Source organism: Rhodococcus sp. NPDC056960, from assembly GCF_042674125.1.
Lineage (GTDB): Bacteria > Actinomycetota > Actinomycetes > Mycobacteriales > Mycobacteriaceae > Rhodococcus_F.
Genome location: NZ_JBHURF010000016.1, coordinates 74,309 through 88,813, shown reverse-complemented (window position 1 = coordinate 88,813; position 14,505 = coordinate 74,309). Strand labels below are relative to the sequence as shown.

Annotated in this window: 19 protein-coding genes; 17 read left to right on the top strand and 2 right to left on the bottom strand. The window is 69.8% G+C overall.

The window, feature by feature from the left end; all coding sequences use genetic code 11:
- The first annotated feature begins 3 nt into the window (after positions 1-3).
- Genes ACFTWF_RS25295 through ACFTWF_RS25255 form a run of 9 tightly spaced genes read left to right on the top strand, consistent with a single transcriptional unit; the run spans position 4 to position 5,153 of the window.
- Positions 4-156, top strand: a complete 153-nt coding sequence (locus ACFTWF_RS25295) for a hypothetical protein (RefSeq protein WP_378463904.1) — start codon at positions 4-6, stop codon at positions 154-156.
- The gene (locus ACFTWF_RS25290) at positions 156-1,337 is read left to right on the top strand and encodes an MFS transporter (RefSeq protein ID WP_378463903.1); all 1,182 of its coding nucleotides are present in this window, start codon (positions 156-158) and stop codon (positions 1,335-1,337) included. The genes ACFTWF_RS25295 and ACFTWF_RS25290 overlap by 1 nt, the downstream gene beginning before the upstream one ends.
- Positions 1,338-1,346: 9 nt before the next feature.
- Positions 1,347-1,982, top strand: coding sequence for an imidazole glycerol phosphate synthase subunit HisH (gene hisH, locus ACFTWF_RS25285; protein ID WP_185724367.1), 636 nt, complete (start codon positions 1,347-1,349; stop codon positions 1,980-1,982).
- Entirely contained in the window at positions 1,979-2,236 is a 258-nt protein-coding gene (locus ACFTWF_RS25280) for a hypothetical protein (RefSeq protein ID WP_378463902.1), read from the top strand. The genes hisH and ACFTWF_RS25280 overlap by 4 nt, the downstream gene beginning before the upstream one ends.
- A 19-nt stretch (positions 2,237-2,255) precedes the next feature.
- Positions 2,256-2,990, top strand: a complete 735-nt coding sequence (priA, locus tag ACFTWF_RS25275) for a bifunctional 1-(5-phosphoribosyl)-5-((5-phosphoribosylamino)methylideneamino)imidazole-4-carboxamide isomerase/phosphoribosylanthranilate isomerase PriA (RefSeq protein ID WP_012687996.1) — start codon at positions 2,256-2,258, stop codon at positions 2,988-2,990.
- A gap of 9 nt (positions 2,991-2,999) precedes the next feature.
- Positions 3,000-3,833, top strand: coding sequence for an inositol monophosphatase family protein (locus tag ACFTWF_RS25270; protein ID WP_378463901.1), 834 nt, complete (start codon positions 3,000-3,002; stop codon positions 3,831-3,833).
- Positions 3,830-4,603, top strand: coding sequence for an imidazole glycerol phosphate synthase subunit HisF (gene hisF, locus ACFTWF_RS25265; RefSeq protein WP_005247506.1), 774 nt, complete (start codon positions 3,830-3,832; stop codon positions 4,601-4,603). Before ACFTWF_RS25270 ends, hisF begins: the two co-directional genes overlap by 4 nt.
- Positions 4,600-4,944, top strand: coding sequence for a phosphoribosyl-AMP cyclohydrolase (gene hisI / locus ACFTWF_RS25260; protein ID WP_378463900.1), 345 nt, complete (start codon positions 4,600-4,602; stop codon positions 4,942-4,944). The genes hisF and hisI overlap by 4 nt, the downstream gene beginning before the upstream one ends.
- A 20-nt stretch (positions 4,945-4,964) precedes the next feature.
- Positions 4,965-5,153: a 4-oxalocrotonate tautomerase family protein gene (locus tag ACFTWF_RS25255; protein ID WP_378463899.1), complete on the top strand. Its 189-nt coding sequence runs from the start codon at positions 4,965-4,967 to the stop codon at positions 5,151-5,153.
- A gap of 39 nt (positions 5,154-5,192) precedes the next feature.
- Here ACFTWF_RS25255 and ACFTWF_RS25250 read toward each other — a convergent pair whose 3' ends face one another.
- Positions 5,193-5,702 carry a MarR family winged helix-turn-helix transcriptional regulator gene (locus tag ACFTWF_RS25250; protein WP_378463898.1) on the bottom strand — a complete coding sequence of 170 codons (510 nt, stop codon included), beginning with the start codon at positions 5,700-5,702 and terminating at the stop codon, positions 5,193-5,195.
- Positions 5,703-5,899: 197 nt separating this feature from the next.
- On the opposite strand from ACFTWF_RS25250, the gene ACFTWF_RS25245 reads away from it, so the two are divergent.
- Positions 5,900-6,679 (top strand): dioxygenase, encoded by a 780-nt coding sequence (locus ACFTWF_RS25245; protein ID WP_378463897.1) that lies wholly within the window; start codon positions 5,900-5,902, stop codon positions 6,677-6,679.
- Here ACFTWF_RS25245 and ACFTWF_RS25240 read toward each other — a convergent pair.
- The gene (locus ACFTWF_RS25240; RefSeq protein ID WP_378463896.1) at positions 6,667-7,131 is read right to left on the bottom strand and encodes a peroxiredoxin; all 465 of its coding nucleotides are present in this window, start codon (positions 7,129-7,131) and stop codon (positions 6,667-6,669) included. The two genes, ACFTWF_RS25245 and ACFTWF_RS25240, sit on opposite strands and share 13 nt — an antisense overlap.
- A gap of 59 nt (positions 7,132-7,190) precedes the next feature.
- On the opposite strand from ACFTWF_RS25240, the gene ACFTWF_RS25235 reads away from it, so the two are divergent.
- The 7 genes from ACFTWF_RS25235 (at position 7,191) to ACFTWF_RS25205 (ending at position 14,423) form a co-directional block, all read left to right on the top strand.
- The gene (locus ACFTWF_RS25235; protein WP_378463895.1) at positions 7,191-8,777 is read left to right on the top strand and encodes an anthranilate synthase component I; all 1,587 of its coding nucleotides are present in this window, start codon (positions 7,191-7,193) and stop codon (positions 8,775-8,777) included.
- Entirely contained in the window at positions 8,774-9,475 is a 702-nt protein-coding gene (locus ACFTWF_RS25230) for a TIGR02234 family membrane protein (RefSeq protein ID WP_378463894.1), read from the top strand. The genes ACFTWF_RS25235 and ACFTWF_RS25230 overlap by 4 nt, the downstream gene beginning before the upstream one ends.
- Before the next feature lie 86 nt (positions 9,476-9,561).
- Positions 9,562-10,371 carry an indole-3-glycerol phosphate synthase TrpC gene (gene trpC / locus ACFTWF_RS25225; protein ID WP_378463893.1) on the top strand — a complete coding sequence of 270 codons (810 nt, stop codon included), beginning with the start codon at positions 9,562-9,564 and terminating at the stop codon, positions 10,369-10,371.
- Positions 10,372-10,434: 63 nt separating this feature from the next.
- A complete protein-coding gene (gene trpB / locus ACFTWF_RS25220) occupies positions 10,435-11,754 on the top strand; it encodes a tryptophan synthase subunit beta (RefSeq protein ID WP_185724355.1) in 1,320 nt (439 codons plus the stop codon).
- Positions 11,751-12,554, top strand: coding sequence for a tryptophan synthase subunit alpha (gene trpA / locus ACFTWF_RS25215; RefSeq protein ID WP_378463892.1), 804 nt, complete (start codon positions 11,751-11,753; stop codon positions 12,552-12,554). Before trpB ends, trpA begins: the two co-directional genes overlap by 4 nt.
- Positions 12,551-13,603, top strand: a complete 1,053-nt coding sequence (gene lgt, locus ACFTWF_RS25210; protein WP_378463891.1) for a prolipoprotein diacylglyceryl transferase — start codon at positions 12,551-12,553, stop codon at positions 13,601-13,603. The genes trpA and lgt overlap by 4 nt, the downstream gene beginning before the upstream one ends.
- Positions 13,596-14,423: an NINE protein gene (locus tag ACFTWF_RS25205; RefSeq protein ID WP_378463890.1), complete on the top strand. Its 828-nt coding sequence runs from the start codon at positions 13,596-13,598 to the stop codon at positions 14,421-14,423. The genes lgt and ACFTWF_RS25205 overlap by 8 nt, the downstream gene beginning before the upstream one ends.
- Positions 14,424-14,505 lie beyond the last annotated feature (82 nt).

Here is a 14,505-nt window from a genome sequence, read left to right as displayed (position 1 = left end):
TTCGTGAGCGTCGTCCTCGTCTACGTCCTGTTCATCGCCGCGGGAATCGCGGCGGGCGGCGCGTACTCCATGTGGAAGTTCAACAAACTGGCCTCGGGTGTGCTGCTGGCACTGGCCGTGCTGGCAGCCGTGGCGGGCGTTCTCAGGCTGGTGTGATGCCGATCGCCGTGGAGGCTCGCCGGGGCCTGCTCCGCACACCGGGCATGGTCGCCGCGATGGTGATGGGCGCGGCGGCGTTCGGCGGCTGGGCCGTGCTCCTGCCGGTGGTGCCGCTGATCGTGTCACTGTCCGGCGGCTCGGACACCCTCGCGGGCAGCGTGACGGCCGTGTTCATGGCCGCCACCGTGATCACGCAACTCGGCGTGCCCCGGCTCCTGCACAGGTGGGGGCATCGATGGGTGCTCGCTGCCGGCTGCCTCCTGCTCGGGCCACCGTCGCTGCTCCTGCTGCTGTCCACCGACGCGATCCCGGTGCTCGCCGTCTCGGCGGTCCGCGGATCCGGCTTCGGCATGCTCACCGTCGCCAGTAGTGCACTGGTCGCGGAACTGGTTCCCCGGGAGCTGCTCGGCAGGGCGACGGGCGCGCAGGGAATCGCGGTGGCCGCCGCGCAGATGGTCGGGCTGCCCGCGGGTCTCGCGATCATGCAGCACTGGTCCGCGACGCCCGTCTTCGTGATCGGGGCGCTCATCCCGGCGCTCGCCGTGCTCGCGATCACGCGGCTGCCGGCCATCCACGCCCCCGCGGATCGCACCGCATCGGGCCGCATCCCGCTCGCCGCGGTGCTGACTCCCTGGCTCGCGATCGCGATCGCGGCGGCCGCGTTCGGTGGCCTGTCCAGCCTGCTCCCGATCGCGATCTCGGAGCGGGCGTCGCTCGCCGGGGTGATCCTCGCCGTCTCCAGCGGTGCGACGCTGGTCGGGCGGTACGCCGCGGGATCCTTTTCCGACCGCCTCGGGGTCGGCCGTGCCCTGGTGCCCGCCCTGGCGTTCGTGTGCCTCGGCCTGGTGCTGTTCGCCGTCGCCGCGGCGACGGGTGCGCCCGCACCGCTGCTGGTGTTCGCGGCGCTGGCGTTCGGATTCGGGTTCGGCGCGGTACAGAACGAGTCCCTCGTCATGATCTTCACCGCCGCGGGGCCCGCCCGATTCGGCTCGGCGAGCGCCGGCTGGAACATCGGGTTCGACGCCGGCACCGGATTCGGTTCCCTCGCGCTCGGAGTCGTCGCCTCGACGGCCGGGTATTCCTGGGTATTCGGGGTCGCGGCGACCGCGGTCGCGGTGGTCCCCGCCGCCGGAACGGTTCTCGGCCGCGCCCTCCGGCGCCGTTCACCCGCCGGATAAGGTTGTGCCATGACCGTCTCCACGATTGCCGTCCTCGACTACGGCTCCGGCAACCTGCATTCGGCCACCCGCGCGCTGGCCCGGACCGGTGCGCGCGTCGAGGTCACCTCCGACCACAAGGTCGCGCTCGCGGCCGACGGTCTCGTCGTTCCCGGTGTCGGCGCGTTCGCGGCCTGCATGGAGGGACTCCGCGCCGTCCGCGGGGAACGGATCATCGGTCAGCGCCTGGCCGGCGGCCGGCCGGTCCTCGGAATCTGCGTCGGCATGCAGATCCTCTTCGAACGCGGAGTCGAATTCGGCGTCGAGGCGGAGGGCTGCGGCGAGTGGCCTGGCACCGTCGAGCGCCTGCAGGCCGACGTGCTGCCCCACATGGGCTGGAACACCGTGGAGGCGCCCGGCAACAGCACGCTGTTCGCCGGGATCGATCCCGGCACGCGCTTCTACTTCGTCCACTCGTATGCGGCGCAGACCTGGGAGCTCCCGACGCCGGAGCGGCTCGCACCGCCCGCCCTGACGTGGGCCGACCACGGCGGCAAATTCTTGGCCGCGGTCGAGAACGGCGCATTGTCCGCCACCCAGTTCCACCCCGAGAAGTCCGGCGACGCGGGAGCGGAACTGCTCCGCAACTGGGTCCGCAGCTTGTGACCGAACCCGGCGGCGGTCGCGGCGACCTGTCGATCGGCAGGCTCGCCGTGTATGCGATGGGCGCCGCCACCGCGGTGCTCGTCCTCGCCACCGTCATCATTCTGGTGGCGAAGCCGGGGCCCGTCCTCGGGCTGATCGTCGGATTGCTCGGCGTCGCCGGCGCGATCGCGGCCATGGGCTACGTGTCGAAACGCATGACCCGCAACGCGTACGGTCCCGATCGCGAGGACCCGGGGCCGGGTTCCGACCGCTGAGCGACTAGGGTTGTCGCACGTGAGCCTGGTCCTTTTGCCTGCTGTAGATGTCGTCAACGGTGAAGCTGTTCGCCTCGTCCAGGGGGAGGCGGGAAGCGAGACCGGATACGGCTCGCCCCGTGATGCCGCCCTCGCATGGCAGAACGACGGTGCCGAGTGGGTCCACATCGTCGACCTCGACGCCGCATTCGGGCGCGGATCGAACCGGGAACTTCTCGCCGACGTGGTCGGCGAACTCGACGTCCAGGTGGAACTGTCCGGTGGAATCCGCGACGACGCATCACTCGAGGCCGCCCTGGCCACGGGCTGCGGTCGCGTGAACCTCGGCACCGCCGCCATCGAGAACCCCGAATGGTGTGCCCGTGCCATCGCCAAGTACGGCGAGAAGATCGCCGTCGGTCTCGACGTGCGCCTCGTCGACGGGGAGTACCAGCTCCGCGGTCGCGGCTGGGTCACCGAGGGCGGAAACCTGTGGGAGACCCTCGCCCGGCTCGACAAGGACGGCTGCTCCCGGTACGTCGTCACCGACGTGAGCAAGGACGGCACCCTCACCGGCCCCAACCTCGAACTCCTCGCGCAGGTCTGCGCGGCCACCGACGCCCCCGTCGTGGCCTCGGGCGGCGTGTCCACCATCGACGACCTCCGGGCGATCGCCGGACTCGTCGACCGGGGCGTCGAGGGGTCCATCGTCGGCAAGGCGCTGTACGCGGGCCGGTTCACCCTGCCCGAGGCGCTCGCCGCGGTCTCGGGCTGAGTTCGCGCCATGGCCCTGTCCCGTGATCCCCGGGAACTCCTCGCCGTCGCCAGCGAGCTGCTCGACGGAGTGCACGACCGGTTCGTCTCGGGTGTGGGTGCGCCCAGCGCTGTCCACAAGGGTCCCGACGACTTCGCGACCGCCGTCGATCTCGAACTCGAGAAGCGGCTGACCGGGGAACTGCGCGACCGGACCGGCATCGACGTCCACGGGGAGGAATTCGGCGGTCCCGACCTCGACAGCGGACCCGTCTGGGTGCTCGACCCCATCGACGGCACCTTCAACTATTCGGCCGGTCTGCCCACGGCCGGCACCCTGCTCGCGCTCCTCGACGACGGGGTTCCCGTTCTCGGTCTGACCTGGTTGCCGCTGGTCGGGCGACGGTACGCGGCGGTCGCGGACGGCCCGCTGCTCGAGGGGGGACAGCCGCTGCCACGGCTCGGGCGCACGTCGCTGGCGTCGTCGATCGTGGGTCTGGGGGCGCTGAACATCGACAGTCGCGGCCGAATCCCCGGCGCCTTCCGACTGCAGGTCCTCGCGCAGCTCAGCCGGGTGTCCTCGCGTATCCGGATCCACGGATCCACGGGTGTCGACCTCGCGTTCACCGCGGCCGGAATACTCGGCGGCGCGGTGGTGTTCGGGCACAATGCGTGGGACAACGCGGCCGGTGTCGCGCTGGTGCGCGCCGCGGGTGGTGTGGTGACGGATCTGGGCGGCCGGCCCTGGACAGTGACGTCCGATTCGGTGCTCGCCGGAGCGCCCGGAGTGCACGGCGAAATTCTCGATATCCTCGGATCACTGGGTGATCCCCGTTCCGAGCCTTCAGGAGGGCGTACGCAATGACTCTGGCGGTTCGTGTGATTCCGTGTCTGGACGTCGATGCCGGGCGCGTCGTCAAGGGCGTCAACTTCGAGAACCTGCGGGACGCGGGTGACCCCGTGGAGCTGGCCGCCGCGTACGACGCCCAGGGCGCCGACGAGCTCACATTCCTCGACGTCACCGCGTCCACCGCGGACCGGGGCACCATGCTCGACGTGGTGAGCCGGACGGCGGAGCAGGTCTTCATCCCGCTCACGGTCGGCGGCGGTGTCCGCACCGTCGAGGACGTCGACCGGCTGCTGCGGGCGGGCGCCGACAAGGTGAGCGTCAACACCGCGGCGATCGCCCGGCCCGAGTTGCTCCGCGAACTCAGCGAACGCTTCGGGTCCCAGTGCATCGTGCTGTCGGTGGACGCGCGCACCGTGCCGCAGGGGCAGCCCGACACCCCGTCGGGGTGGGAGGTCACCACGCACGGCGGCAAGCGCGGCACCGGCATCGACGCCGTCGAGTGGGCGGTCCGGGGCGCCGAACTGGGTGTCGGGGAGATCCTGCTCAACTCGATGGACGCCGACGGCACGAAGGCCGGCTTCGACCTGCCCATGATCCGGGCGGTGCGGGCTGCCGTGCACGTGCCGGTGATCGCCAGCGGGGGAGCGGGCGCGGTCGAGCACTTCGCGCCCGCGGTCGGTGCGGGCGCGGACGCCGTCCTCGCCGCCAGCGTCTTCCATTTCGGTGACATGACGATCGGCGACGTGAAGAAGTCCATGCGTGAAGAAGGGATCACCGTCCGATGAGTCTCGATCCCGCCATCGCGTCCCGGCTCAAGCGCAACGAGGCGGGCTTGTTCAGCGCCGTCGCGCAGGAACGGTCCACGGGCGACGTCCTGATGGTGGCGTGGATGGACGACGAGGCCCTCGCGCGCACCCTCGAGACCCGCAAGGGCACGTACTACTCCCGGTCCCGTCAGGAGTACTGGGTGAAGGGCGAGACGTCCGGTCACACGCAGTTCGTGCACGAGGTGCGGCTCGACTGCGACGGCGACAGCGTGCTGCTCGTCGTCGATCAGGAGGGGGCGGCGTGCCACACGGGCACGCACACCTGCTTCGACACCGACGTGCTGCTCGCTGCGGAGTAGCGTGCCCGCTGTCGGGCAGAATGTCCGCCATGCCACTCATTCAGATCAGTCAGACACCGGGGCTCACGGCGGAGCAGAAGCGCGCCACGATCGAGGCCGTCACGAAGGCCTACGCCGACGCGACGGGTAAGGATCCCGCGGCGGTGTGGGTGACGATCACCGAGGTCCCGCGCGACAGCTGGGGTGTCGGCGGGACGCCGCTGGGGTGAGCTGCCGGGTCGCCGCTGGGGTGAGCTGCTGAGTTGCTCTCAGGCTCGGCCGGTTCCGGAGGCGATGCTCTTGTCCAACTGGGTAAGCATGGCGCCGGACAGTTCGGACAGTTGCCGTACCTGATCGGTGGACAGTCCGTCGAAGATGAGGGATCGGACGGATTCGACGTGCGGTGGGGCGGCCTCGACGACTTTGGCCATGCCTTCGTCGGTGAGGACGGCGTCGGAGCCGCGGCTGCCGGGGATGCTCTCGCGGCGCACCCAGCCGGCTTTTTCCATCTTGGTGACGACGTGGGACAGCCGGGAGAGTGACGCGTTGGCGCGCTGGGCGAGCAGAGACAGTTGGAGGCGCCGGTTCTCCTCACCGGAGAGCGAGGCGAGGACGAAGTACTCGAAGTGGGTGAGTGCGGAGTCACGCTGCAGTTGGGTGTCGAGTGCGGCGGGGAGCCGGGTGACCAGTGCGATGAGGGTGAGCCAGGCCTCTTGCTGTTCGGCGTCGAGCCATCGGGTGGCGGGCTGGTCCGAATTGCCCTCGTCGTTACCACTCATCGGTGGTGTCCTCCATTCGTGCGTCGATCCACGCGTGCAGCGTGTCCAACATAGTTAGCACGCCGCGGGCCGAGTCGTGGCCGGGGAATAGTTGCCGCGGCCGCGTGTTGACTCCTATAGTAACTTGAAGGTTCAACATCGACAGTCGGTGATTCGCCGGCGCCGTCGATGGAGGATCTCTATCCGAAGGAGTCGCGATGACCGCCACCATGCCCGCACTGTTCCTCAGCCATGGTGCGCCTCCGCTGGTGGACAGCGCTCTGTGGGTGTCCCAGCTGGCCGAGTGGGCGGGCGAGCTGCCCCGGCCGACGGCCATCCTGATGGTGTCGGCGCACTGGGAATCGGCGCCGCTCACGATCGGATCCACCACCACCGGCACCCCACTCGTCTACGACTTCGGCGGATTCCCCGAACGCTTCTACCGTGCCACCTACGAGTCGCCCGGTGCTCCGGCGCTCGCCGCGCAGGTCGCGGCCCTGATGCCGGACAGCGAGACGGTCGCGCACCAGCCGCACCGCGGACTCGACCACGGCGCCTACGTGCCGTTGACGGTCATGTACCCGGACGCCGACATCCCGGTGCTCCAGATCTCGCTCCCCACGCTCGACCCGCAGCGGCTGCTGCACCTCGGGCAGCGGCTGCGCCCCCTGCGCGAGCAGGGCGTGCTGATCGTCGGCTCCGGTTTCACGACGCACGGGCTGCCGTTCCTGCGCGACCCGTCGCCCGAGGCGACGGCCCCCGGCTGGTCGGCGGAGTTCGACGCCTGGACACAGGAACGCCTCGCCGCGGGCGACGTGGATTCGCTGATCGACTTCCGCTCGCTCGCGCCGGGTATGCCGTACGCGCACCCGACGATCGAGCATTTCGCGCCGCTGTTCGTCACGCTGGGCGCGTCCAGCGATCCCGAACAGATTCCCCGGCAGGTGATCGACGGCTTCTGGATGGGGTTGGCCAAGCGGTCGCTTCAGGTGGCCTGACGCGTCCGGAGGAAGGCCAGCGCCTGATCGCCGTGCGTGTTGGCGCGGAATTCGCTCGAGATGACCTCGAGCACGGTGCGGTCGGTGTCGATGACGAACGTGGACCGCTTGACCGGGGCGAGCTTGCCGAGCAGTCCCCGCCGGACACCGAACTTCTCGGCGACGACGCCGTCGGCATCCGACAGCAGCGGGTAGTCGAACGACTGCGCCTCGGCGAACGACGCCTGCTTCGCGACGGCGTCGGTGCTGATCCCGGCGCGCGACGCGCCTACGGCGGAGAACTCGACGCCGAGGTCCCGGAAATGGCAGGCTTCGGCGGTGCAGACCGGCGTCGACGCCGCGGGGTAGAAGAACAGCACCAGCGGGCCGTCCTCGAGAAGGCTCGACAGCGACCGTGCGATGCCGTCCTGATCGGGCAGGGTGAATTCCGGTGCGAGCTGACCTGGCTTCATGAGTGCCGAGGCTACCCGCGCACGCAGCCACGGCGAGTGCGCCTGGGATGATGGTCGGCATGCACGGCGAGCCCACTACGATTCCCGCACCCGAGTCCGCCGCCACCCCGGCCGACGGCGGGTCCGACTCGACCACCACGCGCGAGCAGTTCCACGCTCTCGCCGCCGAACACCGGGTGGTCCCGGTGACGCGCAAGGTGTTGGCAGACGCGGAAACTCCGCTGTCGGCGTACACCAAGCTCGCGGCGAACCGGCCCGGCACCTTCCTGCTCGAGTCGGCGGAAAACGGCCGATCGTGGTCGCGATGGTCGTTCATCGGCGCGGGCAGTCCCGCCGCGCTCACGGTCGTCGATGGTGAGGCCGCCTGGTACGGCAACGTTCCCGCGGGTGTGCCGTCCGGCGGGGATCCGATCGCGGCCCTCGGCCGGACCCTCGAACTGCTCCGGACCGAGCGGCTGCCCGACCTCCCGCCGCTGACCGGTGGCATGGTCGGCTTTCTCGGATACGACGCGGTCCGGCGCATCGAGCGCATCGGCGAGCACGCCACCGACGACCTGCAGGTCCCCGAAATGGTGATGCTGCTCGCGACGGATCTGGCGGCGGTCGACCACCACGAGGGCGCCATCACCCTCATCGCCAACGCCGTCAACTGGGACGGCACGGACGAACGTGTCGACGAGGCCTACGACTCCGCGGTCGAGCGGCTGGACCGGATGACCCGGGCACTGTCGGCCCCGGCGTCGTCGACGGTGTCGACGTTCGCGAAGCCCGCCCCCGACTACCGGCGTCAGCGCACCACCGAAGGTTTCGGTTCCGATGTGCTGAAGCTCGTCGGCGACATCGAGGCGGGCGAGGCGTTCCAGGTGGTGCTGTCGCAGCGTTTCGAGATCGACTGCACCGCCGACCCGATCGACGTCTACCGGATGCTCCGCGCCTCCAACCCCAGCCCGTACATGTACCTCCTCAACGTGCCGAACGGCAGCGGCGAGACCGCGTTCTCGATCGTCGGGTCGAGCCCGGAGGCTCTGGTGACCGTGTCGGAAGGCGTGGCCACGACGCACCCGATCGCCGGCACCCGGTGGCGTGGGCACACCGAGGAGGAGGACATCCTGCTCGAGAAGGATCTTCTCGCCGACGAGAAGGAGAACGCCGAGCACCTGATGCTCGTGGATCTGGGTCGCAACGACCTGGGACGGGTGTGCGAACCGGGCACCGTGAAGGTGCACGACTATCGCCACATCGAGCGGTACAGCCACGTGATGCACCTCGTCTCCACCGTCACCGGCCACCTCGCGGAGGGCAAGCAGGCCCTCGACGCCGTCACCGCGTGCTTCCCGGCGGGCACCCTGTCGGGTGCGCCGAAGGTCCGGGCGATGCAGCTGATCGAGGAACTCGAGCCGACGCGCCGCGGGATCTACGGCGGCATCATCGGGTACCTCGATTTCGCCGGCGACGCCGACACGGCGATCGCGATCCGGACGGCGCTGATCAAGGACGGCGTCGGGTACGTCCAGGCGGGCGCCGGTGTCGTCGCCGACTCGAATCCCGAGTACGAGGACACCGAAGCGCGGAACAAGGCGATGGCGGTGCTCAGCGCGATCGCGGCGGCGCACACGCTGAAGACCCTGGGAGGCGACACGCAGTGAGTGACGCGTCGGAGACGGTTCGGGAACCCGCGCGGGCGGGACGTCGCCGGTCGATGATCGCGGTACTGCTGCTCGCGGTCGCCGCGGTGTGCCTGTGGGGTGCGTCCCGGATGACGTGGGTCGAGGTCACCTCCTCCGACGGGCTCGGCGAGGCACGCACCGCGGCCCTCGTCGGCGGCACGTGGGCCGCGGCGCTCACACCGCTCGCGCTGACCCTGGTCGCCGCGATCGCGGCGTCGTTTGCGGTCAAGGGCTGGGCGCTGCGGGTGCTCGGTGTGCTCGTCGCGGTGGTGGCCGTCGCGGCCGCCGTGCCCGCGGTGAGGTTGATCGTCTCCGGCGCCTCCGACGACGAGGCGGGACGGCTCGCCGAACTGCCGGGCCGCGCCGAGGTCCAATCGGTGTCGGTGCACGCCGGACCCGCCGTGCTTGTGCTGATCGGCGCACTCGCGGCCCTCGTCGCCGCTGTGGAACTCGTCCGCCGGCCCCGGGTGCGGGCCGGGCTCTCCTCCAAGTACGACAGCCCGGGCGCCCGGCGCGATGCGGCGAAGACCGGCGCCGATTCGGCCGGCGAACCCGTCACTCAGCGCATGCTCTGGGACGCGCTCGACGCCGGAGAGGACCCGACGGTCGACGACAGGAAAGCCGAAGCTGTCGACCAAGTTGACGACGACGACCAGGACCCGGGTACCCGAACGTAAACAGAATCAGAGTGCCATCTAGGCTGGCTTCACCCCTGATGATGTTCCTCACATCGGGTTTCTGCCCAGAAAGGACTCGGGCCACGATGACTGTTCTCGACTCGATTCTCGACGGGGTGCGCGCCGACGTCGCCGCCCGCGAAGCCGTCCTCGACTTCGCCGCAGTCAAGGCTGCCGCCGCTGCCGCACCGCCGGCCCTCGATGCCGCGGCCGCCCTGCTCGAGCCGGGCATCGGAGTCATCGCCGAGGTCAAGCGTGCGAGCCCCTCGAAGGGTGCGCTCGCCGACATCGCCGATCCCGCCGAACTGGCCGCCGCCTACCAGGCCGGTGGCGCCCGGGTGATCAGTGTGCTCACCGAGGAGCGACGGTTCCAGGGGTCCCTCGCGGACCTCGACGCCGTGCGCCGGGCGGTGACCATTCCGATCCTCCGCAAGGACTTCATCGTCGGGCCGTACCAGATCCACGAGGCCCGCGCGCACGGTGCCGACGTCGTGCTGCTCATCGTCGCCGCCCTCGAACAGCACGCGCTGGCGTCGCTCATCGACCGCACGGAGTCGCTCGGGATGACCGCCCTCGTGGAGGTGCACACCGAGCAGGAAGCCAATCGGGCGCTCGAAGCGGGCGCCAAGGTTATCGGGGTCAACGCGCGCAACCTCAAGACGCTCGAGGTCGACAAGAACACGTTCGGCGAGATCGCTCCCGGGCTGCCCACGGAGATCATCAAGATCGCCGAGTCCGGGGTGCGCGGTACCGCCGACCTGCTGGCCTACGCCGGTGCCGGAGCCGACGCGGTCCTGGTCGGCGAAGGCCTCGTCACCAGCGGGGATCCGCGCAAGGCGGTGGCCGATCTGGTCAACGCCGGCGCGCACCCGTCCTGCCCCAAGCCGTCGCGCTGAGCCTGCGTCGGCGGAACTGACCCGGGCGGCGGCGGAACCCGGCGTTGGGGCAGACTGGACCTTGTGACTTCACGTAATTCGGAAACCGTCTTCAAGGGTGGCAATCTGCCGACTGCCAGCGCCGGAATCGCCGAGCGCACGACGCACGACCCCGACGCCGGAGGTCACTTCGGCGTGTACGGCGGACGGCACGTGCCGGAGGCCCTGATGGCGGTGATCGAGGAGGTCACCGCCGAGTACGAGAAGGCGCGCGCCGACGACGCGTTTCTGCACGAACTCGATCGTCTCCAACGCGATTACACCGGCCGTCCGTCGCCGATCTTCGAGGCGACCCGCATGAGCGAATTCGCCGGTGGAGCGCGTCTCATCCTCAAGCGCGAAGACCTCAACCACACCGGGTCGCACAAGATCAACAACGTGCTCGGCCAGGTGCTGCTCGCCAAGCGCATGGGCAAGACCCGGATCATCGCCGAGACCGGTGCGGGCCAGCACGGGGTGGCCACCGCCACCGCATGTGCCCTGCTCGGTCTCGAATGCGTCATCTACATGGGTGCCGTCGACACCAAGCGGCAGGCGTTGAACGTCGCCCGCATGCGGCTGCTCGGCTCCTCGGTCGTGTCCGTCGAGTCGGGGTCGAAGACCCTCAAGGACGCCATCAACGAGGCGCTGCGCGACTGGGTCACCAATGCCGACAACACCTACTACTGCTTCGGTACGGCGGCGGGGCCGCATCCGTTCCCGACCATCGTCCGCGACTTCCAGCGGGTCGTCGGTCTGGAGACGCGCGCCCAGGTGCAGGCGCTGACCGGCCGGCTGCCCGACGCGGTGACGGCCTGCGTCGGCGGCGGTTCCAACGCCATCGGCATCTTCCACGCGTTCCTCGACGACCCGGCCGTCCGGCTGGTCGGCTACGAGGCCGCCGGTGACGGTGTCGAGACCGGGCGGCATGCCGCCACGTTCGCGGCGGGCACGCCGGGTGCGTTCCAGGGCGCGTACTCGTACCTGCTGCAGGACGAGGACGGGCAGACCATCGAGTCGCACTCGATCTCCGCGGGCCTCGACTACCCGGGTGTCGGGCCCGAGCATGCACTCCTCAAGGACATCGGCCGCGCCACCTACGAACCGGTCACCGACACCGAGGCGATGGACGCCCTGCGGTTGCTGTCCGAGCGCGAGGGCATCATCCCGGCCATCGAATCCGCGCATGCCGTCGCCGGGGCGCTGCGACTGGGCCGCGAACTGGGGGAGGGCGCGATCGTCGTCGTCAGCCTGTCCGGGCGCGGCGACAAGGACATGGACACGGCGGCCGAGTGGTTCGGACTGTTCGATCCCGACGACTCGACCGAGACCACCACGACTGACAAGGAAGGTTCGGCCAAGTGAGCGAACGACTCTCGCGCCTCGCCCCGACGTTCGCGCAGTGCCGCGAGGAGAAGCGTGCCGCGCTCGTCGGGTACCTCCCGGCCGGGTTTCCCACCGTCCAGGACTCCATCGACGTCTTCAAGGCGATGGTCGAATCCGGTTGCGACATCGTCGAGGTCGGCATCGCCTACTCCGACCCGGTCATGGACGGCCCGACCATCCAGGCGGCGGCCGAGACGGCGCTTCGGAACGGTGTCCGGGTCCGCGACGTGTTCACCGTCGTCGAGGCCATCGCGTCCGTCGGCGGCAAGGCCGTGGTGATGACGTACTGGAACCCGGTTCTGCAGTACGGCGTCGACAAGTTCTCCCGTGACCTGGCGAGTGCCGGTGGCCTCGGGCTGATCACGCCCAACCTCATCCCCGAGGAGGCCGGCGAGTGGATCGCCGCGTCGAAGGAGCACGACCTCGACCGGATCTTCCTGGTGGCCCCGTCGTCGACCGAGGAGCGCCTCGCGTTGACCCTCGACGCCAGCAGCGGCTTCGTGTACGCCGCCTCCACGATGGGTGTCACGGGTGCGCGTGACGCGGTGTCGTCGATGGCCCCCGAGCTGACGGCCCGCATCCGCGCCCACTCGGACATTCCGGTGGGCGTCGGGCTGGGTGTGCGTTCCGGCGCCCAGGCCGCCGAGATCGCGGCGTACGCCGACGCCGTCATCGTCGGATCTGCGCTGGTCACCGCGGCGGAGAACGGTCTGGATGCGGTGCGCTCGCTCACGGAGGAACTCGCCGAGGGCGTTCGCTCGGCTACCGTGGCGTCGTGACTTCCACTGTGGACGTACTGGCCTACATTCCGAGTCCGCCCCAGGGTGTCTGGTATGTCGGACCGGTGGCCCTGCGCGCGTACGCGCTGTTCATCATCGTGGGGATCATCGTCGCGATCGTGTGGGGCGACCGCCGCTGGGTCGCGCGCGGTGGCGAGAAGGGCACCGTCCTCGACATCGCGATCTGGGCGGTGCCGTTTGGCCTGATCGGCGGCCGGCTGTATCACGTGATGACCGACTGGCCGACCTACTTCGCGGAGGGCGGCCACCCCGTCGACGCGCTGAAGGTGTGGCAGGGCGGCCTCGGCATCTGGGGCGCCGTGGCCCTCGGCGGTGTCGGCGCCTGGATCGGATGCCGTCGCCGCGGTATCCCGTTGCCGGCGCTCGGCGACGCGATCGCGCCCGCGATCCTGCTCGCGCAGGCCATCGGCCGGTTCGGGAACTACTTCAACCAGGAGTTGTACGGTCGCGAGACCGACGTCCCGTGGGGGCTCGAGATCTTCGAACGCCGCAACGACGCGGGTCAGGTGTCGCCGCAGCTGATCGACGGCGTCTCGACCGGTCAGGTCGCATTCGTGGTGCATCCGACGTTCCTGTACGAGGCGCTCTGGAACGTGCTGATCGTCCTCGTGCTCGTCTGGGTCGATCGCCGGTTCCGGATCGGCCACGGCCGCCTGTTCGCGCTGTACGTCGCCGGCTACTGTGCCGGACGCTTCTGGATCGAACTGATGCGCAGCGATCACGCCAGCCTCATCGCGGGGATCCGCGTGAACTCGTTCACCTCGGCCCTCGTGTTCGTCGCGGCTCTGGTGTACTTCTTCGCCGCCACGAAGGGTCGCGAGGATCCGGCGGATCTGCGACCCGCCGGCAGCGAACCGGTCGAGAGCGAGACCGCGGAGACAGACACCGTAACGAAGACGGAGGACGAGGGCACCGACGCGCCTGCGTCGGAGCCGGCATCGGACGAGAAGGCCGCGAGCACTGCGAGTGCGGTCGGCGACGCGGGCACGAAATCCATCGACAGCAAGAAGGATGACGCGAATGACTGAACCGGGCAAAGCATCCGACGATTCCGGCAAGGGTGTACCCGAGGACGCACACAAGGTCGATCTGGGGAAGAGCAGCGACGGCACCGAGAACACCGAGTCGAACCTGCCGCCCGAGTTCGGTTCACCCTTCGATTACGACGCCACCGCCGAGGCCTCGCTGTCCCAGCCGCCTGCCACGTCCGACGCGACACCGTCGCCGGGTGCGTCGGGCACGGGACCGGGATGGGACACCTACTCGGGTGTCGGAAACGGTCCGGGCTGGGGTTCGACGCCCACGTATCCGTCGCCGAGCGGGACCGAGCCGACGGCGCCGTTCCCGAACGTGGGCGACTCGACGTCGCCGACCACGCCCTATCCGGGTTACGACAAGCCGCAGCAGCCGGACGGTCCCACGTACGGCGCGCCCGACCCGAACTACGGCGCGCAGTACGGGGCGGCACCTCAGGACTACCAGCAGCCGGGCTACCAGCAGCCGGGATACGGCCAGCAGCAGGGTTACCCCCAGCAGGGGTACCCGCCCCCGGGATACGCGCCCGGATACAACGTGTACGCCGATCCGTCGGCGCCGTTCGGCCGGCATCCGCTGACGGGTGAGCCGTACTCGGACAAGTCCAAGCTGACCGCAGGCCTGCTGCAGATCTTTCTCGGGGCCTTCGGCGTCGGGCGCTTCTATCTCAACCAGCCCGGGATCGCGGTCGCGCAGATCGCCGTCACGTGGCTCACCTGTGGGATCGGCGGAATCTGGCCGTTGGTCGACGGCATCATGATGCTGACCGGCAGTGTGAAGGACAAGTACGGACGCCCCCTCCGGGAGCAGTGACGACCGAAGTGAAAGCTGTGGCCCGTGTTGCTGATGCGACACGGGCCACGGTGCGTTCCGGGGCCCGATTCGGCATATCTTG

Bases quoted from the DNA above. Each gene is read 5' to 3' on its own strand.
- ACFTWF_RS25290 (WP_378463903.1), top strand. From the start codon at position 156: ATGCCGATCGCCGTGGAGGCTCGCCGGGGCCTGCTCCGCACACCGGGC.
- hisH (WP_185724367.1), top strand. From the start codon at position 1,347: ATGACCGTCTCCACGATTGCCGTCCTCGACTACGGCTCCGGCAACCTG.
- ACFTWF_RS25270 (WP_378463901.1), top strand. From the start codon at position 3,000: ATGGCCCTGTCCCGTGATCCCCGGGAACTCCTCGCCGTCGCCAGCGAG.
- hisF (WP_005247506.1), top strand. From the start codon at position 3,830: ATGACTCTGGCGGTTCGTGTGATTCCGTGTCTGGACGTCGATGCCGGG.
- hisI (WP_378463900.1), top strand. From the start codon at position 4,600: ATGAGTCTCGATCCCGCCATCGCGTCCCGGCTCAAGCGCAACGAGGCG.
- ACFTWF_RS25255 (WP_378463899.1), top strand. From the start codon at position 4,965: ATGTCCGCCATGCCACTCATTCAGATCAGTCAGACACCGGGGCTCACG.
- ACFTWF_RS25250 (WP_378463898.1), bottom strand. From the start codon at position 5,702: ATGAGTGGTAACGACGAGGGCAATTCGGACCAGCCCGCCACCCGATGG.
- ACFTWF_RS25245 (WP_378463897.1), top strand. From the start codon at position 5,900: ATGACCGCCACCATGCCCGCACTGTTCCTCAGCCATGGTGCGCCTCCG.
- ACFTWF_RS25240 (WP_378463896.1), bottom strand. From the start codon at position 7,131: ATGAAGCCAGGTCAGCTCGCACCGGAATTCACCCTGCCCGATCAGGAC.
- ACFTWF_RS25235 (WP_378463895.1), top strand. From the start codon at position 7,191: ATGCACGGCGAGCCCACTACGATTCCCGCACCCGAGTCCGCCGCCACC.
- trpC (WP_378463893.1), top strand. From the start codon at position 9,562: ATGACTGTTCTCGACTCGATTCTCGACGGGGTGCGCGCCGACGTCGCC.
- ACFTWF_RS25205 (WP_378463890.1), top strand. From the start codon at position 13,596: ATGACTGAACCGGGCAAAGCATCCGACGATTCCGGCAAGGGTGTACCC.